Raw genomic sequence first — 21,664 nt, forward strand, 5'->3', positions numbered from 1 at the left:
ACTCGGCCCCGACGCCACCCTCACCGCCATGACCCGCGAAAACCTCGACCCCGGCACTGACACCGACACCACCTTCGTGTCCGCACTGCGCCGCGACAGCGACGAACCCCGCGCCCTCACCTCCGCCCTGGCCCAACTCCACACCGCCGGCGTCCCCGTCGACCTCGGCGTCCTCCACGGCACCACGGCCCGTCCCCCGCTCATGCCCGAGCTGCCGACCTACGCCTTCCAGNCCTCCACGGCACCACGGCCCGTCCCCCGCTCATGCCCGAGCTGCCGACCTACGCCTTCCAGCGCGCGCACTACTGGCTGACCGGCGAGGACGGCCCCGGTGCCGCCGATGATGTGTCGGCCGCCGGGGTGGACGGCCTCGGGCATCCGCTGCTGGGCGCGGTGGTCGAAGTACCGGAGTCGGGTGAGGTGTTGTTCACCTCGCGCCTGTCGCTCGCCACGCATCCGTGGCTGGCCGACCACGTCGCGGCCGGGGTGGTACTGCTGCCCGGTGCGGCCTTCGTGGAACTGGCGTTGCGCGCCGGGGACGAGGTCGGCTGCGGTGCCGTCGAGGAGCTGGTGATGGAGGCTCCCATGGTTCTCGCGGAGGGCGCCGCCGCGCAGGTGCGTGTCAGCGTCGCGGCTGACGACGGTACCGGCCGGCGCGCCGTGCGCGTCCACTCCCGTGCCGAGGACGCCGGGCTGGGAACGCCGTGGACGCGGCACGCCTCCGGCACGCTGCGTCCTGCGGACGACGCGGTCGCGGCCGCGGCCGCGGCCGCGTCGACGGCAGGCCCGACGGTCTGGCCGCCGGCCGGCGCGGTGGCCGTGGACCCGGCGGACGTCGAAGGGCTGTACGACGGCCTGGAGCAGGCCGGGTACCGGTACGGGCCCGTGTTCCAGGGGCTGCGGGCGGCCTGGCGCGGTGACGGCGCCGTGTACGCGGAAGTGGCCCTCGCGGACGAGCACCGTGACCTGGCGGCGGCGTTCGGGCTGCACCCCGCGCTCCTCGACGCCGCCATGCACACCCTGGCCTTCCACGAGCGTGACGAGTCCGAGCCGCAGCTGGTACTGCCCTTCGCCTACCGTGATGTGACGCTGCACGCGTCCGGTGCCACGGCGTTGCGGGTCCGGGTGGCCCTGAGCGGTACGCACACCATGACGCTCGAACTGGCCGACGGTGCCGGTGCCCCGATCGCGTCGCTCGGGTCGGTGGTGTCCCGGCCGGTCGACCCCGGGCAGCTCGCCGGGACGGCGGCCACGGCGGACCGGATGTTCCGCGTCGCCTGGGAGGAGGTGCCGGCACGGGGCGGGTCCCGGGCCCTCCGTCCGGTGCCGGTGGCCGACGCCGGCGACGTGCACCGGCTGTCCGCCGCGCCCGAGACACCGGACACACTGCTGCTGGACCTCCGCGGTGCGGCAGCCGATGCGCGGGAGACCGCCGATGCGCGGGAGACCGCCGATGTGCGGGAGGTGACCGGACGGGCGTTGCGGGTGGCGCGGGCGTGGCTGGCCGAGCCGTCGCTGCTGTCCAGCCGGCTGGTCGTGGTGACGCGGGGCGCCGTCGCTGTCCGGGAGGGCGATCCGGCCGACCCGGCAACGGCTGCGGTGTGGGGCCTGATGGCCTCCGCTCAGGCGGAGAACCCGGGGCGTGTCCTCCTCCTCGACGCCGACACGGAGACCGACGCCGACACGGGGACCGGCACGGGCACGGGTACCGACCGGAGCACCGGAGTGCTCGCTCGGCTCCCTGCCGCCGACGAGCCGCAGTTGGCCCTGCGTGACGGTCAGTGGTTCGCCCGGCGGCTCGTCCGAGCGGCGGCGGGTGACGTGCCGGACGCCGGTCCGGGCGACGGCACCGGCCTGGGCGACGGCACCGTCCTCGTCACCGGCGGCACCGGTGCCCTCGGCGCGGTCGTGGCCCGGCACCTGGTGGCGGTGCACGGGGTGCGGAGTCTGGTGCTGGCCGGACGGCGCGGGGAGAAGGCCCCCGGTGCCGCCGGACTCGCGGCGGAGCTGACGGCGGCGGGAGCCCGGGTACGTATCGCGGCGTGCGATGTCGCGGATCGGGACGCCGTGGCGGCGCTGCTGGGCGAGGTGCCCGCCGACGCACCGCTGACCGCCGTGGTGCACGCGGCGGGTGTGCTGGACGACGGGGTGCTGACCGCCCTGACGCCGGAGCGGCTCGACACGGTACTGCGGGCCAAGGCCGACGGCGCGCGTCACCTGGACGAGCTGACCCGGGACTCCGCACTCGCCGCGTTCGTCCTGTTCTCCTCCGCCGCCGGTGTCCTGGGCAACCCGGGGCAGGGCAACTACGCCGCCGCCAACGCCTACCTCGACGCGCTCTCACACCGGCGCCGCGCCGCGGGCCTGCCCGCCGTGTCGCTGGCGTGGGGGATGTGGGAACAGGCCGCCGGTACCGGTATGGCCGGGCGGCTCGCGACCACCGAGCGGCACCGGACGACCCGGACGACACGGGGCGGCGTCGCCGCACTGGCACCCGCCGAGGGCATGCAGCTCTTCGACGCCGCGCTGCGCACCGGCCTGCCCGTGGTCGTGCCGATGAAACTGGACCTCGCCGCCCTGCGCGCCCAGGCCGCCGCCGGACCCGTCGCCCCGCCGATGCGGACCCTGGTGCCCCCGGCACGACGGGCGCCGGCGGTCGCCGCCGGGGAGGAGCCGGTGTCCGCGCGGCTGGCCGGTCTGGACGCGGAGGAGCAGGAGGGCGTACTGCTCGGCCTGGTGCTACGGGAGGCCGGGCAGGTCCTCGGGCACACGGCGCCCACGGCGTCCACGGCCCTCGACCCGGACGTGGTGTTCACCGAGATCGGCCTGGACTCCCTGATGGCGGTGGAACTCCGCGACCGCCTGGCCCGGCACACGGCGCTGCGGCTGCCGCCCAGCTTCGTCTTCGACCACCCGACTCTACGGATGCTGGCCCGGCAGTTGCGGGCCGAACTGAGCGTTCCGGACACGGACACGGACACGGACGCGAACGCAGACACGGACACGGACACGAACTCATAGCGAGCGCGACACGAACGAGAGAACGAGAGAACGAGAAGAGAAAACGAGAAAGGGACTCACATGTTCAGCACCGACGCCTACCTGGCGCGGCTGGGATTCGACCGGCCACCCGCACCCACCCTGGTGAACCTGCGGCGGCTGCACCGCAGTCACCTCACGTCCGTCCCCTACGACACCGCGCACACGCACCGGCTCAGCGCGGTGAACATGGCGGACATCGACGTCGACAAGGCATTCGAGGCCATCGTGCCGACCGGCGCCGGCGGCATGTGCCTGGAGCTGAACACCCTGTTCGCCCGGCTCCTGCGCGAACTGGGCTACGACCTGGACGTGCTCAGCGGCGGCACCTACCTGCCCGGTGACACCTTCGCACCCGACCCGGAGCACATGCTGATGCTCGTCCGGATCGACGGCGAGGAGTGGCTGGCCGACGTCGGACACGCCGGGCTCTGCTTCACCGAGCCGCTGCGTCTGGTGGAGGACGAGCCGCAGTGGCAGTACGGCTGCGCGTTCCGGCTGGTGCGACGGGACGGGTTCCTCGTGCTCCAGGCCAAGACGCTGGGACACGACTGGCGCACCACCTACCGTTTCACCACCGCGCCCCGGACCTACGACGCCTGGGAGGGCGTCGGCGGCGGCAACGGACCGGCCATCCTCGCCTCGATGCGCCGGCGCCGGCGTGCCACCGAGCGGGGACAGGTGTTCCTCACCAGCAACATGTTCACGACCGTCGAGGACGGCCACGAGAAGGTCTCCGTCCTCGTCGACCCCGCACAGCGTGCCGAGGTGATCGCCACCTACTGGGAAGGCCGCGACTAACCCGTCCGGTGCCGTCGCCCCCGCCCCGCCCCGCCTCCGTCCCCGTTCCCGGCCGACCGCCGGCAGAGGAAAGTGATGCGCCCATGAAGTTCGGCCTGTTGTACGGTGCCCAGCTGCCCCGTCCCTGGACCGAGGACTCCGAATACCGGCTCTTCCACGACATGCTGGCGGAGATAGAACTGGCCGACCGGCTGGGCTTCGACCATGTGTGGTGTCCCGAACACCACTTCCTGGAGGAGTACTCGCACATGTCCGGGCCGGAGGTGTTCCTCGGCGCGGTCAGCCAGCGCACCAGCCGTATCCGGATCGGGCACGCCGTCGCCCTGATGCCGCCGGGTTTCAACCCGACCGCGCGGATCGCCGAGCGGATCGCCACGCTGGACCTGCTGTCCGGGGGACGCGTGGACTTCGGCACCGGCGAGTCCACCACCCCCACCGAGCTGGAGGGGTTCGGTGTGGAGCGTGCCGTCAAGCGGGACCAGTGGGCGGAGGCGGTGGACGCCGTGGCCCGCATGTTCGTGGAGGAGCCGTTCGCCGGGTACGAGGGCAAGTACGTCTCGGCGCCGGTCCGCAACGTGCTGCCCAAGACCCGGCAGAAGCCGCACCCGCCGATGTGGATGGCCTGCGGCAACCGGGATGCCATCAGGCTCGCCGCCGCCAAGGGGCTCGGCGCGCTCAACTTCTCCTTCTTCGGACCGGCCGAGACCAGGAAGTGGGTCGACGCCTATTACGAGGGCATCGAGTCCGCGGACTGCGTGCCCGCCGGGTTCGCGGTCAACGCGCAGATCGCCGCGACCATCCCGATGTTCTGCCACCAGGACGAGACGACAGCCGTGGAACGCGGCGCCGACGGCGTCCAGTTCTTCAACTTCGGACTCGGTTTCTACGCCGGCTTCGGCGCCGCCGCCCCCGGCCGGACCCGGCTGTGGGAGACGTTCCAGCGCGACCGCGACCGCTACGGCATGGGCCGTGCCGCCTTCGGCAAGCCCGGTATGCCGCTGGGCAACCCGGCGCGCGGCGCGGTGGGCACCCCGGAGCAGATCCGGCGGTTCCTGCGGCAGCACGAGGAGGCCGGCCTCGACCAGGCGATCTTCCTGGTGCAGGGCGGCGGGACCCGGCACGAGCACGTCTGCGAGTCGCTGGAGCTGTTCGCCCGCGAAGTGATGCCCGAGTTCAAGGAGCGGCACGAGCGGGCCGAACAGGCGAAGGCCGCCCGGCTCCGGCCCGCCCTCGACGCCGCCCTGGCCCGGCGTGAACCGCCCCGCACAGCCGATCCCGCCTATGTCATCCCCGCCCGCAGCCCCAACCCGGCCCCCTGACCCGCGCTCACCGACCACCCGCGCTCACCGACCCGCCCACTCATGAGGAGATCGCGTAACGCCATGACTCAGACGCCCGAAGAAGAGATGCGCGTCCTCGACCCGCAGAGCGCCGCCGAGGAACCGCGCAGGAACGGCCCGCCGCGGCGGATCGAGATGCACGGCACCGCCGCGTGGCTCGTGTCCCGGTTCGACGAGGTGCGCGAGTGCCTCGCGCACCCCAGGATGAGCCCGGCCGCCGCCTACGCCGCCTCACAGGGGCAGACGACCCCGGTGAGCGGGCTGTTCGAGGACACGCTGATGGGCACCGATCCGCCGGAGCACACCCGGCTGCGCCGGCTGCTGGGGACGGCGTTCACCGCGCGCCGGGTGGAGGCCCTGCGGCCGCGCGTGCAGGAGATCACCGACGGTCTGCTGGACGCAGTCGCCGCCGACGGCCGGGCGGACCTGGTCTCCGCACTGGCCGTCCCGCTGCCCATGCAGGTGATCTGCGAGCTGCTGGGCGTGCCCATCGCCGACCGCACCGAGTTCCACCGGTGGGCCGACCTGATGCTGCTGCCGCCCTTCGACCCGGAGTCCGCCGCCCGCTCCGCGGACGCCTCCGCGAAACTGTGGTCGTACACGGAGAACCTGGCCGAGGAGCGGCGCCAGGACCCCAGGGACGACCTGATCAGCGCGTTGATGTCGGCGCACGAGGACGACCGGCTCAGCCACCGCGAGGTGGTCTCCACCGCCCGCATGATGCTGATCGCCGGCTACGAACTGACCGGCAGCTTCATCAGCAACGCCGTCTTCTCGCTGCTGACCCGGCCGGACCAGCTCGACCTGCTGCGCGCGGACCCCGGGCTGGCCGGACGGAACCTGGACGAGCTGCTGCGGCACGCCGGGCCCGGCGTGCTCGTCGTGCGCTTCGCCAACGAGGACGTCGAGATCGGCGGCGTCACGATAGCCGCGGGTGAGCAGGTGCTGCTGGACATGGACGCCGCCCACTGCGACCCCGCGCACGTCACCGACGGAGAGCGGCTGGACCTCACGCGGGGCAGTGTGATGCACCTCCAGTTCGGTCAGGGCGTGCACTACTGCATCGGCGCGCCGCTGGCCCGCGTGGAGGCGCAGACCGCGCTGGAGAGCCTGTTCCGGCGCTTCCCCGACCTGCGACTGGCCGTACCGGCCGCCGAGATCGGTGCCAAGCCCAACCCGTTCATCCGCTCCCTGACGTCCCTGCCGGTGGAGTTCTCCCCCCGGTGAGCACAGGCGGCGGTGCGGAGGGAGGCCGGTCCCGGCCTTCCTCCGCACCGCCGCCGACGTGTCCGGGGTGCCGGACGCCCCGGGTGTCAGGACACCGTCACCGCCGGGCACAGTGCCAGGAGTTCCGCCGGGTGACGCAGGACGACATCGGGGTCCGCGGCGAGCAGCGTCGCCTCGTCCGTCTCGCCCCACAGCGCGGCCACCGCGGTGACACCCGCGCCGCGGGCGCTGGCGAGGTCGGTGACGGCGTCGCCGACCATCACCGTCCGCCCGGGGTCGGCGCCCAGCAGGTCCATCGCCTTGAGCACGATGTCGGGCGCCGGCTTGGCCCGCGCCACCTCGTCCGAGCCGAGGACGGCGTCGAACCGGTCGCGGATGCCGATCGTGTCCAGCAGCGAACGGGCCCGCGGGCCGCTCTTGCCGGTGGCCACGGCCAGCCGTACCCCCCGGCGGCGCAGCTCCGCCAGCAGCTCCGGCACGCCGTCGAACACCTCCACCAGGTGGGCGAGCCGGTAGCTCTCGCGGACGAAGGGTTCCTCCATCTCCAGCGGCAGCCCCATGATGCGCATGATGTCGGGGAAGTAGCGGCCCAGGTGCCGGTTGTACTCCTCGAACGGCGGCTCGCCCGGGCCGACGACCTCCGCGTGGGCGAGGGTGAACGCCTCGCGCATCACCGCGAAGCTGTTGACGAGGACGCCGTCGAGGTCGAAGACCACCGAGGTGATGTCGGAAGGGGAGGGGCCGGAAGGGCCGGAAGGGCCGGAGGGAACGGAAGGAACGGAAGGAACGGGCTGGCTGATCATCGGGACTCCCGTGGAACGTGGTCACGGCGCGCACCGGTGCGGTCACACCGGGGCGGACTCCCGGACCTCCTGGACGGTGCGGGCCGAGGTGTAGACCCGCTCGATGGCGCCGATGGTGCGGCGCGCCTCGTCGATCGCCCGGCCCCGTGCGGCCGGGTCGTGCAACAGGTCGGGCAGCAGGGCGAGCTGCCGGTCGTACTCGGCGCCGACGCGCTCCGTGGGCACGGCGAGTTCGCGTGTGGTGCCGTCGGCGGTGCGGGTCAGCGCGGACCGCCCGAGGCGGTTGGGACTGAAACCGAAGGTGCAGCGCAGGGTCGCGCTGCCCGCGCTGCCGTCGACGGTGACGCGGGTGGTGTCCACCGCCTCGTGCGAGGCCCAGCCCGCGTGCAGGACGACGGAGCGGCCGTCGTCGGTGACGAGGAAGCCGCGCGCGGTGTCCTCGACGTCGGTGCCGCCGCCCCCGGCCGCGTCGCCGCCGCTCCCGGCATCGTTGTCGTCGCCTTCGGCATCGTTGTCGTCGTCGCGCCAGGCGGCCCGGGAGGACGCCTGGGTGATGAAGTCGGCGGAGACGGTGCCGATGGCGTGCCGGAAGGCGGCGGTGCCCAGCAGCGGTACGGCGATGTCGAGGAGGTGCCAGCCGAGGTCGACCAGCGCCCCGCCGCCCGCGAGCGACCGCTGGGTGAACCAGCCGCCCCGGTCGGGCACCCCGCGCGCCCGTACCCAGGCCAGTTCGACGTGCCGGACCTCGCCCAGGCGTTCGGCGACCCGGTACAGGCCGCGTACGTCGGCGCGGTAGCGGGCCGCGCTGCCGGCCAGCAGTACCGCCCCGCCCGCGCGTTCGGCGGCGGCCAGTCGTTCCGCCTCCTCGGAGGTCAGGCAGACCGGCTTCTCCAGGAACACCGGGATGCCCTTGGTGAGCAGTTCGCAGGCGACGGCGCAGTGCAGGTGGTTGGGGACCGCGACGACCGCGAGGTCCACCTCGGCGGGGTCGAGGTCGGCGACGGCCGCCAGCACCGACAGCCCGGTCGCGTCCGCCCCCTGGGGGCCGGCGACGGCGGCCCGGCCACGCTCGTCGGGGTCGACGGCGGCGGTCACGGTGAAGGCGGGGCTGCGGAGCAGCCGGGGCAGCCAGATCGAGCGGGCGGCCCAGCCCAGGCCGATCACGGCGGTGCGGACGGGCGGCAGGGCCGGGGACGGGGCGCTCATGCGCCCGCGAGCACGTCGGCGACGACGGCGGCGATCTCGTGCATCTGCTCCTCGCCGCCCAGCAGCGTACGGTGGTGCAGCCACACGGAGTCCCCGGTGAGGGCCTCGGAGTTCGGGCAGCGGCGGGCCAGTTCCTCCACGGTCAGCTCCGGCGCGGCGACCTCCCAGAAGGCGTCGGTACGGTAGACCGCGCGGAACCCGACGAACGCGGGCAGCCCCCGCTCGATGAGGGTGTCGACGACCTGTGCGCGCCGCTCCTCGGTGATGCCCGGCACCCGGAACATCGCCATGTAGTGCGGATTGCGGTCACCGCGCTCGTCGAGGGCCTGCGGGACGACGCCGGGGATCTCGGCCAGCAGCCGGCTCAGCACCGGCCAGCGTGCCTCGCGTGTGTCGATCTGTGCGTCGAGCCGGGCGAGCTGGGCGCGCAGCACCGACGCGGAGAACTCGTTGAGGCGGAAGTTGGAACCGGACGTACGGTGGAAGTAGCCGCGGTCGGTGCGCGGACGGCCGCAACTGTGCCGCACGAAGCCCTTCTCGTACCCTTCCGCGTCGGGAAAGAGCACCGCGCCGCCCTCACCGGCGGTCATCAGCTTGCCGTTCTGGAAGCTGAACGCCGCGACCGAGCCCAGCTCCCCGACCCGCTGGCCGCGCCACCGCGCGCCCTGCGCGTGGGCCGCGTCCTGGACCAGTGGTACGCCCGAGTCGGCGGACAGCTTGCCCAGCGCGTCCATGTCGCACATCTGGCCCGCCATGTGCACCGGCATGATGGCCGCGGTCCGCGGTCCGATCGCGGCCTCGACCGCCGCCGGGTCGACGCAGTACGTACCCGGGTCGACGTCGACCGGCACGGCCACCGCGCCCAGCCGCTGCGCGGCCTGCGAGGAGGAGATGAAGGTGAACGCCGGGACGATGACCTCGGAGCCGGCGCCGACGCCGAGCACTTCGAGGGCGAGTTCCAGCGCGTGTGTGCCGTTGGTGACCGCCAGGGCGTGCGGGCTGCCGTGGGCGGCGGCGAACTCGGCCTCGAAGGCGTCCACCTCGCCGCCGCCGATCCGCCACCACTGGCCCTGTTCCAGCGCCCGTATCAGTCCCTCGCGTTCCGCGTCGTCGTACTGCGGCCAGCCGGGCAGCTCGGATTCCAGACGCACACCTTTGCTCATGTTTCCCCACTTCCCTCGACGCGATATGCAGAGGCGACCGCTTTAACACGCTAACCCGCCGACGACAGTCACGTCATTCCCCCTCAACACCCCCCTAGAAGCCCCTCAAAAAGGCTGCCGGGGATTCGAGGGGCATTCGGCGGGGTGTGCGCCGTGAGGCCCGTGCTATAGATGGAAGTCCGTGACGAACCGGGTGAGGTGCACTGTGAGCAGGCTGTTGTTGGTGAACGGACCGAATCTCGGAATACTCGGGACCCGTCAGCCCGAGATATACGGAACCGATACCCTGCAGGACATCGAACGCTGGGTCGGGGAAGAAGTCGCGGAGCGCGGCTGGAAAGTGGATTCCTATCAGTTCGACGGTGAGGCGGAGATCATCCGCACCATTCAGGGGAACTACGACACTGTCGGCGCCATCATCAATCCGGCCGCCCTGATGATGGCCGGCTGGGGTCTCCGTGACGCGCTGGCGAACTATCCGCGGCCGTGGATGGAAGTGCACCTGTCGAATGTGTGGGCCCGGGAGCAGTTCCGCCACGAGTCGGTGACCGGGCCGCTGGCGTCCGGCGTCATCTTCGGGCTCGGCGCGCTGGGGTACCGGCTCGCCGCCCGCGCCCTGCTCGAAAAGGTGCCGGCCTGACCGCCGGGGCCGCCGGCCGGCTGGGCGTCGACATCGGCGGCACGAAGGTGGCGCTGCGCGTCGAGCACGACGACGGTGGTGTGAAGGAGTCGTCCTTCCGGTGGGCCGGCCGGACCTCCCGCCCCGACGACGATCTCGGCCTGCTGGCCCGGCACGTCGGGGAGTTGTGCGCGGGACGCCCGCAGGAACTGCGCGGCGTCGGGGTCGCCCTGCCCGCCACGCTCGACACCGCCGGCACGGTCACCGTCTGGCCGGGCCGCCCCACCTGGGCCGGGTTCGGCCTGGGCGCCGCCCTGTCCGCGCTCTTCGGTGCCGCCGAGGTGGCGTGCGCCGACGACGGTGACCTGGCCGCCCTCGCCGAGGCGGACGCGGCCGGCTGCGCGGACCTCCTCTACCTCGGCGTCGGCACCGGTGTCGGTGGCGGTCTCGTGCTGGCCGGGCGTCCCGTTCCCGGCGTGGGGCGTGGTTCCTGCGAGGTCGGCCACCTCGTCGTCGACCGCGACGGACCGCTGTGCGACTGCGGACGGCGCGGCTGTGTGCAGGCGGCGGCCTCGGGCCCGGCGACGCTGCGCCGCGCGGCCCGGCTCCGGGGGGCGGAGGTGTCGTTCACCGCTTTCCGGCAGGCCGTGTCCGACGGCGAGCCGTGGGCCGTGGCCGCGTTGCGGAAGAGCTGCGCCGCGCTCGCCGCGGCCGTGGTCGGCGTCTGCGAACTGACGCACCCCGCGCTGGTCCTCATCGGCGGCGGCTTCGCCGCGGCCGTGCCGGACCTCGTGCCGATGGTGGCCGAGCGGACCGCGGACCTCCGACGCCCCGGGCACCCGCTGCCCCCGGTGCGTCCCGCGCTGCTGGGCGGGCTGTCCTCCCTGCACGGCGCGGTGCTGCTGGCCCGGGGCCTGCCGGCCGGGTAGTTCAGCCAGGTGTCCGGTCCATCCCGGCCAGTGTCGAGGCGACGGTCTCCTCGGGTACCCCGGACACCAGCCCGGGGCCGTCCGGGCCGTCCAGGACGAAGGTCAGCCCGTGCGTCGCCTTCTTGTCCAGCCGCATCACCTCGATCAGGCGGCGCGCGTCGACCCCGGCCGGCAGCGCGGTCGGCAGGCCGTAGCTCCGCACCACATCGAGGTGTTCGGCCGCCCGTGCCGCGTCGATCCGGCCGAGGGCCAGCGCGAGACGGCCCGCGAACACCGTGCCGACCGCCACCCCCTCGCCGTGCTTCAGCGTGAAGCCGGTCACGATCTCCAGGGCGTGTCCCAGCGTGTGGCCGTAGTTGAGGATGTGCCGGCGTCCCGAGTCCCGTTCGTCGGCGGCCACCACCGACGCCTTGAGGGCCACGCTCGCCGCGATCTGCTCCGGCAGCGGCAGCCCGCGCAGGTCGCCGGCGCCGATGAAGTGACAGCGGGCTATCTCCCCGTACCCGTTGAGCATCTCCCGCTCGGGCAGCGTGCGCAGGTGGTCGGTGTCGCACAGCACGGCGGCCGGCTGCCAGTAGGCGCCCAGCAGGTTCTTGCCCTCGGGGAGGTTGACCGCCGTCTTGCCGCCCACGCTGGCGTCCACCTGGGCGAGCAGTGTCGTCGGCAGGTGCACCACGGGCACCCCCCGGTGGTACAGCGCGGCGGCCAGTCCCACGACGTCGGTGGTGGTGCCACCGCCGCAGGAGACGACCGCGTCGGAGCGGGTCAGCCCGAACCGCACGAAGGCACGGCCCAGTTCCTCCACGGTCGCCAGTGTCTTGTCCGCCTCGCCGTCCCGGGCCCGCAGCACCACCGACGGCACCCCCGGGTCCGGCAGCCACTCCTCCGGCCGCGCGGACACCATCGCCACCCGCCGCGCACCGAGCCCGGCGAGGATGGCGGCCAACGAGTGCCGGACGCCCGGCCCGATGTCGACGGGGTAGGAGCGCTCGCCGAGTTCGACCATGACACGGGTGTGCGGCTGGGCCGACGCCGTCATGTGCTGTCCGTCCTTCCTCGTACGCTGCCCGGCCGCCCACCGGCGCCGGTCCCGGCCCCATGCCTACCCGGAGGCGCACGACGGTCAACCGCCTTCCGCCCGGCGGGTGTCCGGCCCGGCCGGACAGCGCACGGATACGCCCCGTACGCGTGCCCGCTACGCCCCGTACGCGTGCCCGCGTTGCGCGGGCCGGGTTCGGGGCAGGCTTCCTCATGCCGATTCCTTCGTCCGGACCTCTCGCCGCTGACGACCGGGGAAACCTGTTGGTCTCGTTCGTGCCGGGTTCCGGGGACGGGCCTCCCGGCGGGGCTCCCGTGCCGATGGCTCTCACCGCCCTGTGGCACGGCGGCGCGGTCGTCATGGTCCACGACCGGTTCCGGGAGCAGTGGGAACTGCCCGGTGGCCTGGTGGAGCCGGGTGAGAGTCCCCGCCGGGCGGCTGTCCGCGAACTCGCCGAGGAGAGCGGGCAGGTCCCTGACGGCCCCTTGCGGTTCGTCGGCCACGCCGGTTTCCTGCTGGGACCCGAGCGGCGGGCCGAGTACGGCGCCCTGTTCACCGGCTGCGCCTCGTGGCGCCGGGCCGCCGGGGGCGACGACGAGATCACGGCCGTACGGTGGTGGGACCTGACCGCGTCCCTGCCCGGTCGCGTGTCCGCCATCGACGTGTACCTCGCACGGCTCACCCGGCGCGAGGCACCGCGCTGAGACCCGCCGGCGTCCAGCGCCGCGGTCCACCACCGGGCGGCCACGGCCACCGCGGTACGGGCGACGGCCGGCTTCGTCCGGGCGACCGCCGCAACACCGGGACACATCACACCGCTCACATCACGTCGCTCACATCACATCGCTCACAGCGTGTCCAGCCCGGAAATCTGCTGGGCCGCGCTCTTCGCGAGGGCGGCGGCCAGTGCTGTCGCCTCGACGGCACTGCCCTGGTTCTGCTCGCCGGCGCAGAGCAGCCGGGACCGGGTGAAATGGGCGCGCAGCGCGTCGGTGAGGATCCGGTCGAACGGCCGGCCCTCCGTGGCGGCCGCCCTGTCGAGGGTCTCCAGACCGACCATGCCGGGCATGTCGTGTCCCTCATGGGGGTGCGTGTCCGGTACGCCTGACAGTTTCAGCGCGGCGCGCAGCCGGCGCAGGTCCTCGCGCAGTGTCGCGCCGGTCTCCGCCGCCAGCGTGGCCACGGCCGGGTCCGCCGATCGGGAGGGCGCGAGGTCGGTCAGCTGCCGGGCCCGCTCGGCCATGGGGATCATCAGCAGGATCCAGGCGGTGTCGGTCGCGTTGAAGGCCGATGTGCGCGACTCGGCGGTTGTCGGCGACGTACCGCCGGCCGCCGGCTGCGCGGTGCAGCCGGCGACCAGCAGTGCCGCGGCCGCGGCGCACACCGACCACAGGGTCAGAACGTGCCGGCGGAGTTGCACTTGGCCTTCTGGGTGATGCAGTCCTTCACACGGTGTCCGAGAGCGGCGTTGTCCCAGGCGTTGAAGAAGTCGCCGTGGATGGACGACGCCATGCCCGAGGCCAGCCGGAAGCCCGCGCTGCTGCCGCTGGTCGGGTAGCTGACGACGAAGGAGAGGTTGGGGATGGCGACGGGGTAGGCGCCGCTGCACCTGCCGTCGTAGGTGAACGCCACGTGTGACTTGTGGTCGGGGCTGTCGAGGTTCTTGCCGTCCCAGCAGTCGGGGAAGACGAGCTGGTGGGTGAGGTGCGCCTTCGGGGCGCAGACCGGCCAGTTGCCGTCGGCGCTGCGGCCGGTCTCACCGCCCTCGCCGGAGCACCAGTACTGGCCCGTCGATCCCGCCGGGGTGGGCGTCTGTGCCTTGGCGTCGCCCGCGATCATGCGGAATCCCTCCGGGAAGGGCACGGTCGCCGACGGGTCGGGGAGCCGGGAACCGTAGTAGACGATCATTCCCTCGGCTTCGACGGCCTTGTCGCCCTCGTAGAGGGTGGGTATCCAGTACGCCGAGAGGTCTTCGGCAGGGGTGCAACTGGTCGGCTTGTTGGTGAGCAGCGACCGGGTCGTGGAGAACGCGTCGGTGCTCCTGTTGCCGAAGAAGCTGTGCATGTGGGACGCCCCGGGCAAGCCCGGCAGGACGATGGGGTCGTCCGGCTTGGAGTGACTGTAGGTGCAGGTGGCGTTGAACTCCGGAACCCGGACCACACCGCCGGGCACCGCGGCCGGTGTCATCGCACGGAACTGACTCAACTGGGCGTTCCACTCGGCCTGGTCGACGGGGACCCAGCCGGGCGCCGCGCCGCCCTCGCCGACGAAGGAGAACCAGTTGATGTTGACGAAGTCACCGGACCCCGTACCCGTGCCGCGCAGTACGGCGAACACCGTCTGCGAGCCGGTGGGGTGGCTGGAGACCTCGGTCTCCCGGGTCGCCCAGTTCTGCCAGCCGCCGGTCGGGGAGACCGGGACGACCGCGAGCAGCGGTCCGGTGAGGCTGCCGGTACGCAGCTCCACCGTGCCCGAGCCGACGGCGGAGGCGATCCGGGCCGACACCGTCAGCCGGCCGGCCGTACCGAGGTCGACGCCGTCGAACCGCATCCAGTCGCCGTCGGCGAGGAACGCGGCGTTCTGCCCGCCTCCCGTGTCCGCGGTCGCCTCCAGCGCGACGCCCGACTGGGCCGCGTAGGACTCGGCCTGGACGGTGACCGTCGCGGCCTGCGCCCGCTGGGTCGAGGCGGTCAGGCTCAGGGCGGCGGCCACCACGACCACCAGGGCGTTCACCAGGAGTGTGTACAGGGGGACGCGATATCTGCGCATCTCAATTCCTCACGGACGTCGGGGGTGCGGGGACGGGGCGAAGGGACTGCTTCCTGCCGGAGGACCGCTCCGCCCCGAGGGGACGGGGGCGGCGCGGCCCGGGAGCCGGGGGCTACTGGTAGACCCGTACGAAGTCGACGAGCATCCTGGACGGGAAGGGGGTGCTCGCGTCCGTCGGACCCGGCCAGTCACCGCCGACCGCGAGGTTGAGGATCATGTAGTGCGGGTGGTCGAAGATCCACGGCCCGCGTGTCCGCTCCACCTGCTCCTTGTCGAGGGAGAAGACGGTCCGGCCGTCCAGGCTGTAGGTGATGCCCTTGCTGTTCCAGTCGGCGGCCCAGGTGTGGAAGTCGTCGGAGAAGTCGGCGTTCCCGGGCAGGGTGTACGGCGAACCGATTCCGCCTGCGCCGTTGTAGGCCGGCGCGTGGACGGTCGAGTACGCGGTCTTCACGTCCTTGCCGAGGACCTCCACGATGTCGATCTCACCGTTGTACGGCCACGGCCGGCCCGTCAGGAAGTCGGCGCCCATCATCCAGAACGCGGGCCACAGACCGTTGCCCTTGGGCACCTTGATGCGTGCTTCGACACGCCCGTAGGTGAACTGGAACGTCGCGCCGGTGTTCATCCGCGCCGAGGTGTACTGGCAGGTGGTGCTGCCACTCAGCGGGTCGCGCGGGCACGACGATCCGGCGGTGACCTCCTTGCGGGCCTCCATCACCAGGTGTCCCGACCCGTCCAGCGAGGCGTTGCGGTGATCGGTGTAGTACTCCAGCTCGTTGTTCGGCCCGGTGCCCGGGTCGGCCCGCCACTTCGAGGCGTCGGGCCTGCCGCCCGCGGCGCCGTCGAACTCGTCGCTCCACACCAGCCGCGGCGGGTTCGCGGGGTCGCTCGGCAGGGGCGGCGGTGTGATCGGGGCCCCACCGGTGCCGTACACCTGGAACTCCCACAGCGAGTAGCCGTAGGGGGTGGCACGTTCCGTGCCGTACATGCGCACGTAGCGGCCGGAGCCGGAGACGGCGAGCGTCTGCTTGAAGCCCGTGCCGGACGTCGTCGAGTAGATCGGCGTCCAGTCGGTGCCGTTCGGCGAGACCTGGATCTGGAAGGACTTGGCGTAGGCGGGGTCCCATTGCAGGACGACCTTGTCGATCTGTGCCGTCGCGCCGAGGTCGACGGAGATCCAGCCCGGGTCGGTCCAGCCGGTGGTGGGGCTGGTGGCCCAGCGGGAGGCCGGATCCCGGTCGAAGGCCCTGGCCGGTGTGCACTCCCAGCAGTTCCCGTCGCTCTGGGAGGAGGAGGCCGCGCCCGGCCTGCCGTAGGAGAGCAGTCCGCCGGGGTCGCCGCCGGAACCGCCGGCGGTGCCGTACACCTGGAACTCCCACAGCGAGTAGCCGTAGGCGGTGGCGCGTTGCGTGCCGTACATGCGCACGTAGCGGCCGGTGCCGGAGACGGTCAGGTTCTGGGTGCCGCCGGTGCCCGTGGCCGTCTGGTGGACGGTGGTCCAGCTCTGCGCGTCGCTCGACACCTCGATCCTGAACGCCGTGCCGTACGCGGCTTCCCAGTCGAGGACGACCCGGCTGATCCCGGCACTCGTCCCGAGGTCGATCCGGATCCACTGCGGATCGGCGAAGGCGCTGGACCACCGGGTCCCGGGGTCTCCGTCGACGGCGCTCCGCGCGCTGAAGTCCCCTTCAGTACTTGAGGCGGTGGCGGTCTTTCCCTGTGAGAGCAGGACTTCCGCAGCCTGTGCGGGAGGTGCGGGGAGAGCGATGAAAGTGAGCAGTGAGGCCGCGAGTGTCAGAAATAAGGCGAAGCGACGCAGCGGGGCTTGCATGGGTGACTCCTCAAGTGGGGGTGAGGTGAGGGAGCGCTCCCTGAAGGGGAGAATGGAGGGGCACGTGAGAGCTGTCAAGAGTTGTTTCACCTTGAAAAAACAGGGGCGTAACGCGTTCGACTTCTGGAGGGAGCGGTCCCTGAGGCCACTCGTGGCGGGCCGCCGGCCCGAGGGCGGCGCAGAGGGCGGAAGGCTCTTCGACATGCTCATGACGCCCCGGCCTGCGGATACGCTGCTTGCAACGTCATGACGCTGAGCCGGAGGTCGCCCTGATGAGAAAACCCGCCCCGCGCACGGACCCGGGCGGCGGCACAGGGGACGGACGGGTATGAAACGCCCCACTCTGGAAGTGGTCGCCGCCCGGGCGGGCGTGTCCAAATCGAGCGTCTCCCGCGTCATCAACGGCGAGACGACGGTCGCCCCGGAGATCCGGGACGTCGTCATGCGCGCGGTGCACGAACTGGGTTACGTGCCCAACGGGGCGGCCCGCAACCTCGTCACCCGCCGCACCGACACCCTCGCCGTGGTGGTCTCCGACCCGCCGCAGGGAGTCGTCTCCGACGACCCCCTCTTCTCCGCCGTGGTGCGCGCCGTCAGCAGAGAGCTGGAGAAGGCGGGCAAGAGGCTCGTGCTCATGCTCGCGGAATCGGACGAGAGCCGGACCAGGGTGGTGCAGTACATCGCCGGCGGGCACGTGGACGGCGTGCTCCTGGTCGCCCTGCACGGTACGGACTCGCTGCCGGCCGCGCTCGCCCGGCAGGGTCTGCCCGTGGTGTCCTTCAACCGCACCTCCGCACAGGACGTCCCGTACGTGGCGCTGGACAACGCCGGCGGAGCGGCACTGGCCGTACGTCACCTGCTGGAGCGCGGCCGGCGCCGGATCGCCGCCATCACCGGACCGCTCGAACTCCACGAGGCGCGTGAGCGCCTCGACGGCTACCGGCAGACGCTGCGGGACACCGGCCGTCGCTCGATCGTGGCACTGGGCGACTTCACGAGGGTCTCCGGCGCCGAAGCCATGCGTCAGCTCCTGGAGGACGATCCCGGCCTCGACGCGGTGTTCGCGTCCAACGACCTGATGGCGATCGGAGCCCTGCGCACCCTCCAGAAGACGGGCCGGCGCGTTCCGGAGGACGTGGCGGTGATCGGCTTCGACGACATCGAGGCCGCGTCCTACACCAACCCCGCGCTCACCTCGGTACGCAGCCCGATGGCGGACCAGGCGACCGCGGCCGTCCACCTGCTCCTCAACCTGATAGACGGCGGCCCCACGGACCCGGTGATCATGCCGAACGAACTCGTGGTGCGCGAATCGACCTGAGCGCGCGGGCCGCACGGCGGCGACAGCCCCTGTGGTGCCGCGCGCACGAGGCACGGCACGGAGGGTGCCCGCGTCCGTGGCAGCCGGACGGTTCGGGCCTGGGCGGTGCGAGGCGGGTCCGCTAACGCCACCGTGTCCGCTCACGCGCCCAGTCCAGGGCGGCTTCCCCCTGGGCGCGCTGGAAGCCCCGCACCGTCGGCAGTCCCGGCGGCGGAGTCTGGACGGACTGGTGAAGGAGGTAGCCGGCCACAGCGACGAGTACGGTGGTCACGTCTTCGGTGTCGGCGCCGCGGGCGCAGAGGTGCTCGTCGAGAAGGCCCATGACATCCGGGGTGCTCTGCGTGATCACACTCGGGCCCATCGCCACGACGTCGAACCAGGGAGCACCGACCGCGGCCCACGGCCAGTCGACGATCATGACGCGGTCATCGGTCAGCAGGACGTTGTCCGCACGCAGATCGCCATGGTTCAGAGCACTGCCGGTCGCGGCGGCGATCCAGGAGGCTTCTCGGTCGGCAAGACGGTCGAGATTGCGTCGCGCCCAGGGGTCGAGCCAGGCCGGCCCGTCCGCCCCCGACGCGGAAGCAGCGGCGAGCCGGCGCCAGCTGTGGAACTTCTCGCCGAAACGGTCGGCGACCGTCGGCGCCTCGATCGGCGAAGGATCGAGCAGCGCGGACAGTTCGGCGGTGGCCGCGAGGACACGCCGGAGCTCGTCCGGCCGCCACGGCTGAACCGGCGCCGCGCCGTCCACGTCTTCGAGGACCAGGACGACCCAGCCTTCGAACTCCAAGGCCATGAGCAGCGACGGCACGGGAACAGCGGCCGGCAGGGCTGCCGTGACCCTGGCCTCCGTCCGGTGCAGGCCGGGAGTGTCCGGATTGGGTTCAGGTCCCGCCGCCTTCACGAAGACCCGCCGGCCGTCGACGAGGCGCATACGAGCGGCAACGCCCGGCGAGAAGCCGCCCGCCTGGGTGACGGCGTTCTCCACGGGGGATCCCAGGGATGCCTCGACCTGGCTTCTCACGCCGTCGGGAACAGCCCACCAGTCCAGGCGTACGCCCGCGGCCGCGGGTACTCCGGTGGTCGCCGCGGGTACTCCGGTGGTCGCCGCGCTCGCTCGTCTCCCCATGGCCGAATGGTCCCGGCCCGGCCCTCGGAGGGCAACGGGGTTTCCAGGGCCGGCGTCCCTCCCACCACCCCTGTCCGCCGGTCTGTCAGGGCTTGAGGAGCGTCTTGACGGCGCGGCGTTCGTCCATGGCCCGGTAGCCCTCGGCGACCTGGTCCAGGGACGCCCGGCTCAAGGATGTGGTCCAGCGCCTCGCGAGTGACCCCGGTCCCGCCCAGCGGCAAGACCGTGTGGCGGAGGTCTCCCCCGCTCCGCGAGAACCGGGGCAGGGGTGATTCACCCGCACGACGGCAAGTCGCCGTCCGGTGCGCCCGCCGCGAACTCCGGCGCGGTCGCATCGCCGTGGGTGAGAGCGTCCGCCATGCGCCCTCTCTCCTCGTGTAGAACGAGTAGTACAGTAAAAGAATGAGTGACAGCGCGGAGGTCCCGCTGAGGGAACTCAACCAGCAGACGTCGCGGGTCCTGGCACGTGTGGCGGCCGGGGAGACGGTGACGATCACCAAGGACGGCGTCCCGATAGGGGACATCGTGCCGCGCGGCGGGGTGACGGGGCGGCCTGCCTACCCGTTCCGCACCGACCCGATGGGCGATCTGAACATCCCTGACCTGGGCGGTCCCGTTCTCGATGACGACGAGATCGAGGCGACCCTACGGAGTATGGGCGCGGAAGCGGCCGAGAGGACAGACGGCGTCGATGACTGACAGCGCGGTCGCGATCGCGGACACCAACGCCCTCTACCGGCTGTTCACCCCGAAGGATCCCGGTCACTCCGCCCACCGGGCCGCTCTCGCGCGCACGGGCCACCTGGTGGTGTCCCCCATGGTGCTCACCGAGCTGGACTACCTCCTGACCTCCCGTATCGGCTCCGCAGCAGCGATGCACGCGCTGGACTTCATCGCCGGGCAGACGGAGGCCCGCCGGTTCGGGATCCCCGACACGGCACCGCATCTGAGGACAGCCATGGCGGTGATGCGCGGGTACGCCGACGCGGACCGCGGTGCCGGCGTGGGTCTGGCGGACGCGATGAACGTCGCTCTGGCGGCGGCCTTCCAGACGGCCGACATCTTCACCGCGGACGGCCACTTCCGCATGATGCGTCCACTCACCGGCCAGCCCTCGTTCCGGCTGCTTCCCGACGACCTCTGACATCCGCCATCCGTCCCAGCGGCGAGTTGCCGGGGCCGGGAGATCCCAGGCCCCCGACGGTCCGGATCCGCCGGACACCTCGCTCAGTGCGTGAGTTGACCCTCGACCTGGTCGAGGGCTCAGGGTTCCGGGTGTGGAGAACGAGATGCGCAGTATCGGGGAGATGGCCCGGGACGGCGGACTGAGCGTGAGCGCGCTGCGGTTCTACGACCGTGCCGGTGTGCTGGTCCCCGCCTGGGTGGACCCGGTCAGTGGCTACCGCTGGTACGGGCCCACGCAGGTGGAGGAGACCCGTCTGCTGGCCCGGTTGCGCCGGGCCGGCATGCCCCTGGCCGACATCCGGCTCGTGCTGGCCGCCTGGCCGAGCGCGGACACGGACCTGGTACGGGGGCTCCTCCAGGCCCACTTGCGTCGCCTCGAACTGGGACTGTCCGACGCCCGCGGCGAGTTCTCCGCGCTCCGAGCCCTCCTCGACCACAGGGAGAACCCCATGACCTCGCTCCGCACCACCACCGTCCGGCTGTCCGTCCCCGCACCGGAACTGGCCGCCGCCCTGGACGCGGTCCGCTTCGCGGCGGGCACCGACCCCGGGTTGCCGATGCTCGGCGGCCTCCTGTTCGACATCGAGGACGAGCACCTGGACGTCGTGGCGACCGACCGCTACCAGCTGGCCGTCGCACGGGCCGGTGTCGCCGGGCACGAAGGGCGGCGCGAACAGGTCGTCGTGCCCACCCCGCTCGCCGACTCGATGCGGGCGCTGCTCGACGGCGAAGGTCCCGTGCGGCTCGCCGTCGACGGCGACCGCGTGACCCTGGAGGCCGGTGACCGGCAGACGGCGGGCCGGTGCCTCGACCACGACTTCCCCGACTACCGCCGTCTGCTTCCGCTCGCCGACCGACGTCACGCCCTCGTCGAGACGGCGGCGTTCCGGGCGGCCCTGGCCCGCGGACCCGTCCGGTCCGACGAGTCCGGCACACAGGACCTCAGCGTGCTCAGGGTGGTGGAGGACGGCACGGTCGCCCTCTGCGCGGACGACGACGGCGGCCCGGACCGCGTTGCCGTGAACCGCGCGTTCCTGCTGGACGCGCTGGCTGCCGGAGCCCGTGACCGGCTGATCCTGGAAGTCGGCGCGCCCACGGCGCCGATCGCGATCCGCCGGCCCGACGACGAGAGCGCCTTCTCGCTCCTGATGCCGGTCCGCCTGGAGGACTGAGGGGACGTCTGCCGGGATGACCGACCGCGCACGAACACACCTTCTGCACACCGAGCCACTGGTCGCACGCCTCTCCCCGTATAGCCGTACT

General features: G+C 72.5%; 19 protein-coding genes. 11 read left to right on the forward strand and 8 right to left on the reverse strand.

The genetic code is table 11. The features are described from left to right. Nucleotides 1-264 precede the first annotated feature (264 nt). From KM933_RS34730 to KM933_RS34745, 4 genes are all read left to right on the forward strand, one after another. On the forward strand, nucleotides 265-3,021 hold the full coding sequence (locus KM933_RS34730) for a type I polyketide synthase (RefSeq protein WP_260334620.1): 2,757 nt from the start codon (nucleotides 265-267) through the stop codon (nucleotides 3,019-3,021). 60 nt (nucleotides 3,022-3,081) lie between these two features. Further along, nucleotides 3,082-3,840, forward strand: a complete 759-nt coding sequence (locus KM933_RS34735) for an arylamine N-acetyltransferase family protein (protein ID WP_221360154.1) — start codon at nucleotides 3,082-3,084, stop codon at nucleotides 3,838-3,840. Between the two features lie 83 nt (nucleotides 3,841-3,923). Then, nucleotides 3,924-5,159 carry an LLM class flavin-dependent oxidoreductase gene (locus tag KM933_RS34740; RefSeq protein ID WP_221360156.1) on the forward strand — a complete coding sequence of 412 codons (1,236 nt, stop codon included), beginning with the start codon at nucleotides 3,924-3,926 and terminating at the stop codon, nucleotides 5,157-5,159. Between the two features lie 63 nt (nucleotides 5,160-5,222). Then, nucleotides 5,223-6,407: a cytochrome P450 gene (locus KM933_RS34745; RefSeq protein ID WP_221360158.1), complete on the forward strand. Its 1,185-nt coding sequence runs from the start codon at nucleotides 5,223-5,225 to the stop codon at nucleotides 6,405-6,407. A gap of 86 nt (nucleotides 6,408-6,493) precedes the next feature. Here KM933_RS34745 and KM933_RS34750 read toward each other — a convergent pair whose 3' ends face one another. From KM933_RS34750 to KM933_RS34760, 3 genes are read right to left on the reverse strand one after another with little or no spacing between them, the layout of a single operon-like run. After that, a complete protein-coding gene (locus tag KM933_RS34750; RefSeq protein WP_221360160.1) occupies nucleotides 6,494-7,210 on the reverse strand; it encodes an HAD-IA family hydrolase in 717 nt (238 codons plus the stop codon). Nucleotides 7,211-7,252: 42 nt separating this feature from the next. After that, on the reverse strand, nucleotides 7,253-8,416 hold the full coding sequence (locus KM933_RS34755) for a Gfo/Idh/MocA family protein (protein WP_221360162.1): 1,164 nt from the start codon (nucleotides 8,414-8,416) through the stop codon (nucleotides 7,253-7,255). Continuing rightward, the gene (locus KM933_RS34760; protein WP_221360164.1) at nucleotides 8,413-9,579 is read right to left on the reverse strand and encodes a DegT/DnrJ/EryC1/StrS family aminotransferase; all 1,167 of its coding nucleotides are present in this window, start codon (nucleotides 9,577-9,579) and stop codon (nucleotides 8,413-8,415) included. The genes KM933_RS34755 and KM933_RS34760 overlap by 4 nt, the downstream gene beginning before the upstream one ends. Before the next feature lie 205 nt (nucleotides 9,580-9,784). Between KM933_RS34760 and KM933_RS34765 the strand changes: the two genes are divergently transcribed. Then, a complete protein-coding gene (locus KM933_RS34765) occupies nucleotides 9,785-10,219 on the forward strand; it encodes a type II 3-dehydroquinate dehydratase (RefSeq protein ID WP_221360166.1) in 435 nt (144 codons plus the stop codon). Nucleotides 10,220-10,266: 47 nt separating this feature from the next. Then, nucleotides 10,267-11,127, forward strand: a complete 861-nt coding sequence (locus tag KM933_RS34770; protein ID WP_430727408.1) for an ROK family protein — start codon at nucleotides 10,267-10,269, stop codon at nucleotides 11,125-11,127. Between the two features lies 1 nt (nucleotide 11,128). Here KM933_RS34770 and KM933_RS34775 read toward each other — a convergent pair whose 3' ends face one another. Then, on the reverse strand, nucleotides 11,129-12,166 hold the full coding sequence (locus KM933_RS34775) for a 3-dehydroquinate synthase family protein (RefSeq protein ID WP_221360168.1): 1,038 nt from the start codon (nucleotides 12,164-12,166) through the stop codon (nucleotides 11,129-11,131). A gap of 320 nt (nucleotides 12,167-12,486) precedes the next feature. Between KM933_RS34775 and KM933_RS39975 the strand changes: the two genes are divergently transcribed. Next, on the forward strand, nucleotides 12,487-12,870 hold the full coding sequence (locus KM933_RS39975; RefSeq protein ID WP_260334621.1) for an NUDIX domain-containing protein: 384 nt from the start codon (nucleotides 12,487-12,489) through the stop codon (nucleotides 12,868-12,870). Between the two features lie 143 nt (nucleotides 12,871-13,013). On the opposite strand, the gene KM933_RS34785 is transcribed toward KM933_RS39975, so the two are convergent. The 3 genes from KM933_RS34785 to KM933_RS34795 form a co-directional block, all read right to left on the reverse strand. Then, nucleotides 13,014-13,586 (reverse strand): DUF305 domain-containing protein, encoded by a 573-nt coding sequence (locus KM933_RS34785; protein ID WP_221360172.1) that lies wholly within the window; start codon nucleotides 13,584-13,586, stop codon nucleotides 13,014-13,016. Further along, nucleotides 13,562-14,935 carry a DUF1996 domain-containing protein gene (locus tag KM933_RS34790; RefSeq protein WP_221360174.1) on the reverse strand — a complete coding sequence of 458 codons (1,374 nt, stop codon included), beginning with the start codon at nucleotides 14,933-14,935 and terminating at the stop codon, nucleotides 13,562-13,564. Before KM933_RS34790 ends, KM933_RS34785 begins: the two co-directional genes overlap by 25 nt. 112 nt (nucleotides 14,936-15,047) lie before the next feature. Further along, a complete protein-coding gene (locus KM933_RS34795) occupies nucleotides 15,048-16,766 on the reverse strand; it encodes a discoidin domain-containing protein (RefSeq protein ID WP_221360183.1) in 1,719 nt (572 codons plus the stop codon). Nucleotides 16,767-17,094: 328 nt separating this feature from the next. Between KM933_RS34795 and KM933_RS34800 the strand changes: the two genes are divergently transcribed. Then, a complete protein-coding gene (locus KM933_RS34800) occupies nucleotides 17,095-18,087 on the forward strand; it encodes a LacI family DNA-binding transcriptional regulator (protein ID WP_221360192.1) in 993 nt (330 codons plus the stop codon). A 121-nt stretch (nucleotides 18,088-18,208) separates the two neighbouring features. On the opposite strand, the gene KM933_RS34805 is transcribed toward KM933_RS34800, so the two are convergent. Beyond that, the gene (locus KM933_RS34805) at nucleotides 18,209-19,216 is read right to left on the reverse strand and encodes a phosphotransferase family protein (protein WP_221360194.1); all 1,008 of its coding nucleotides are present in this window, start codon (nucleotides 19,214-19,216) and stop codon (nucleotides 18,209-18,211) included. A 402-nt stretch (nucleotides 19,217-19,618) separates the two neighbouring features. Between KM933_RS34805 and KM933_RS34810 the strand changes: the two genes are divergently transcribed. The 3 genes from KM933_RS34810 (at nucleotide 19,619) to KM933_RS34820 (ending at nucleotide 21,573) form a co-directional block, all read left to right on the forward strand. After that, complete coding sequence (locus KM933_RS34810) at nucleotides 19,619-19,915, forward strand: type II toxin-antitoxin system Phd/YefM family antitoxin (RefSeq protein WP_221360197.1); 297 nt, start codon at nucleotides 19,619-19,621, stop codon at nucleotides 19,913-19,915. Then, nucleotides 19,908-20,360 carry a PIN domain-containing protein gene (locus tag KM933_RS34815; protein WP_221360199.1) on the forward strand — a complete coding sequence of 151 codons (453 nt, stop codon included), beginning with the start codon at nucleotides 19,908-19,910 and terminating at the stop codon, nucleotides 20,358-20,360. The genes KM933_RS34810 and KM933_RS34815 overlap by 8 nt, the downstream gene beginning before the upstream one ends. Nucleotides 20,361-20,505: 145 nt before the next feature. Further along, a complete protein-coding gene (locus KM933_RS34820; protein WP_221360201.1) occupies nucleotides 20,506-21,573 on the forward strand; it encodes a DNA polymerase III subunit beta family protein in 1,068 nt (355 codons plus the stop codon). Nucleotides 21,574-21,664: the final 91 nt, after the last annotated feature.

Origin of the sequence: Streptomyces beigongshangae (assembly GCF_019710745.1) — a bacterium.
Taxonomy (GTDB): domain Bacteria; phylum Actinomycetota; class Actinomycetes; order Streptomycetales; family Streptomycetaceae; genus Streptomyces; species Streptomyces beigongshangae.

Bases quoted from the DNA above. Each gene is read 5' to 3' on its own strand.
- KM933_RS34730 (WP_260334620.1), top strand. From the start codon at position 265: ATGCCCGAGCTGCCGACCTACGCCTTCCAGCGCGCGCACTACTGGCTG.
- KM933_RS34735 (WP_221360154.1), top strand. From the start codon at position 3,082: ATGTTCAGCACCGACGCCTACCTGGCGCGGCTGGGATTCGACCGGCCA.
- KM933_RS34740 (WP_221360156.1), top strand. From the start codon at position 3,924: ATGAAGTTCGGCCTGTTGTACGGTGCCCAGCTGCCCCGTCCCTGGACC.
- KM933_RS34745 (WP_221360158.1), top strand. From the start codon at position 5,223: ATGACTCAGACGCCCGAAGAAGAGATGCGCGTCCTCGACCCGCAGAGC.
- KM933_RS34750 (WP_221360160.1), bottom strand. From the start codon at position 7,210: ATGATCAGCCAGCCCGTTCCTTCCGTTCCTTCCGTTCCCTCCGGCCCT.
- KM933_RS34755 (WP_221360162.1), bottom strand. From the start codon at position 8,416: ATGAGCGCCCCGTCCCCGGCCCTGCCGCCCGTCCGCACCGCCGTGATC.
- KM933_RS34760 (WP_221360164.1), bottom strand. From the start codon at position 9,579: ATGAGCAAAGGTGTGCGTCTGGAATCCGAGCTGCCCGGCTGGCCGCAG.
- KM933_RS34775 (WP_221360168.1), bottom strand. From the start codon at position 12,166: ATGACGGCGTCGGCCCAGCCGCACACCCGTGTCATGGTCGAACTCGGC.
- KM933_RS39975 (WP_260334621.1), top strand. From the start codon at position 12,487: ATGGCTCTCACCGCCCTGTGGCACGGCGGCGCGGTCGTCATGGTCCAC.
- KM933_RS34790 (WP_221360174.1), bottom strand. From the start codon at position 14,935: ATGCGCAGATATCGCGTCCCCCTGTACACACTCCTGGTGAACGCCCTG.
- KM933_RS34795 (WP_221360183.1), bottom strand. From the start codon at position 16,766: ATGCAAGCCCCGCTGCGTCGCTTCGCCTTATTTCTGACACTCGCGGCC.
- KM933_RS34800 (WP_221360192.1), top strand. From the start codon at position 17,095: ATGAAACGCCCCACTCTGGAAGTGGTCGCCGCCCGGGCGGGCGTGTCC.
- KM933_RS34805 (WP_221360194.1), bottom strand. From the start codon at position 19,216: ATGGGGAGACGAGCGAGCGCGGCGACCACCGGAGTACCCGCGGCGACC.
- KM933_RS34810 (WP_221360197.1), top strand. From the start codon at position 19,619: ATGAGTGACAGCGCGGAGGTCCCGCTGAGGGAACTCAACCAGCAGACG.
- KM933_RS34815 (WP_221360199.1), top strand. From the start codon at position 19,908: ATGACTGACAGCGCGGTCGCGATCGCGGACACCAACGCCCTCTACCGG.
- KM933_RS34820 (WP_221360201.1), top strand. From the start codon at position 20,506: ATGCGCAGTATCGGGGAGATGGCCCGGGACGGCGGACTGAGCGTGAGC.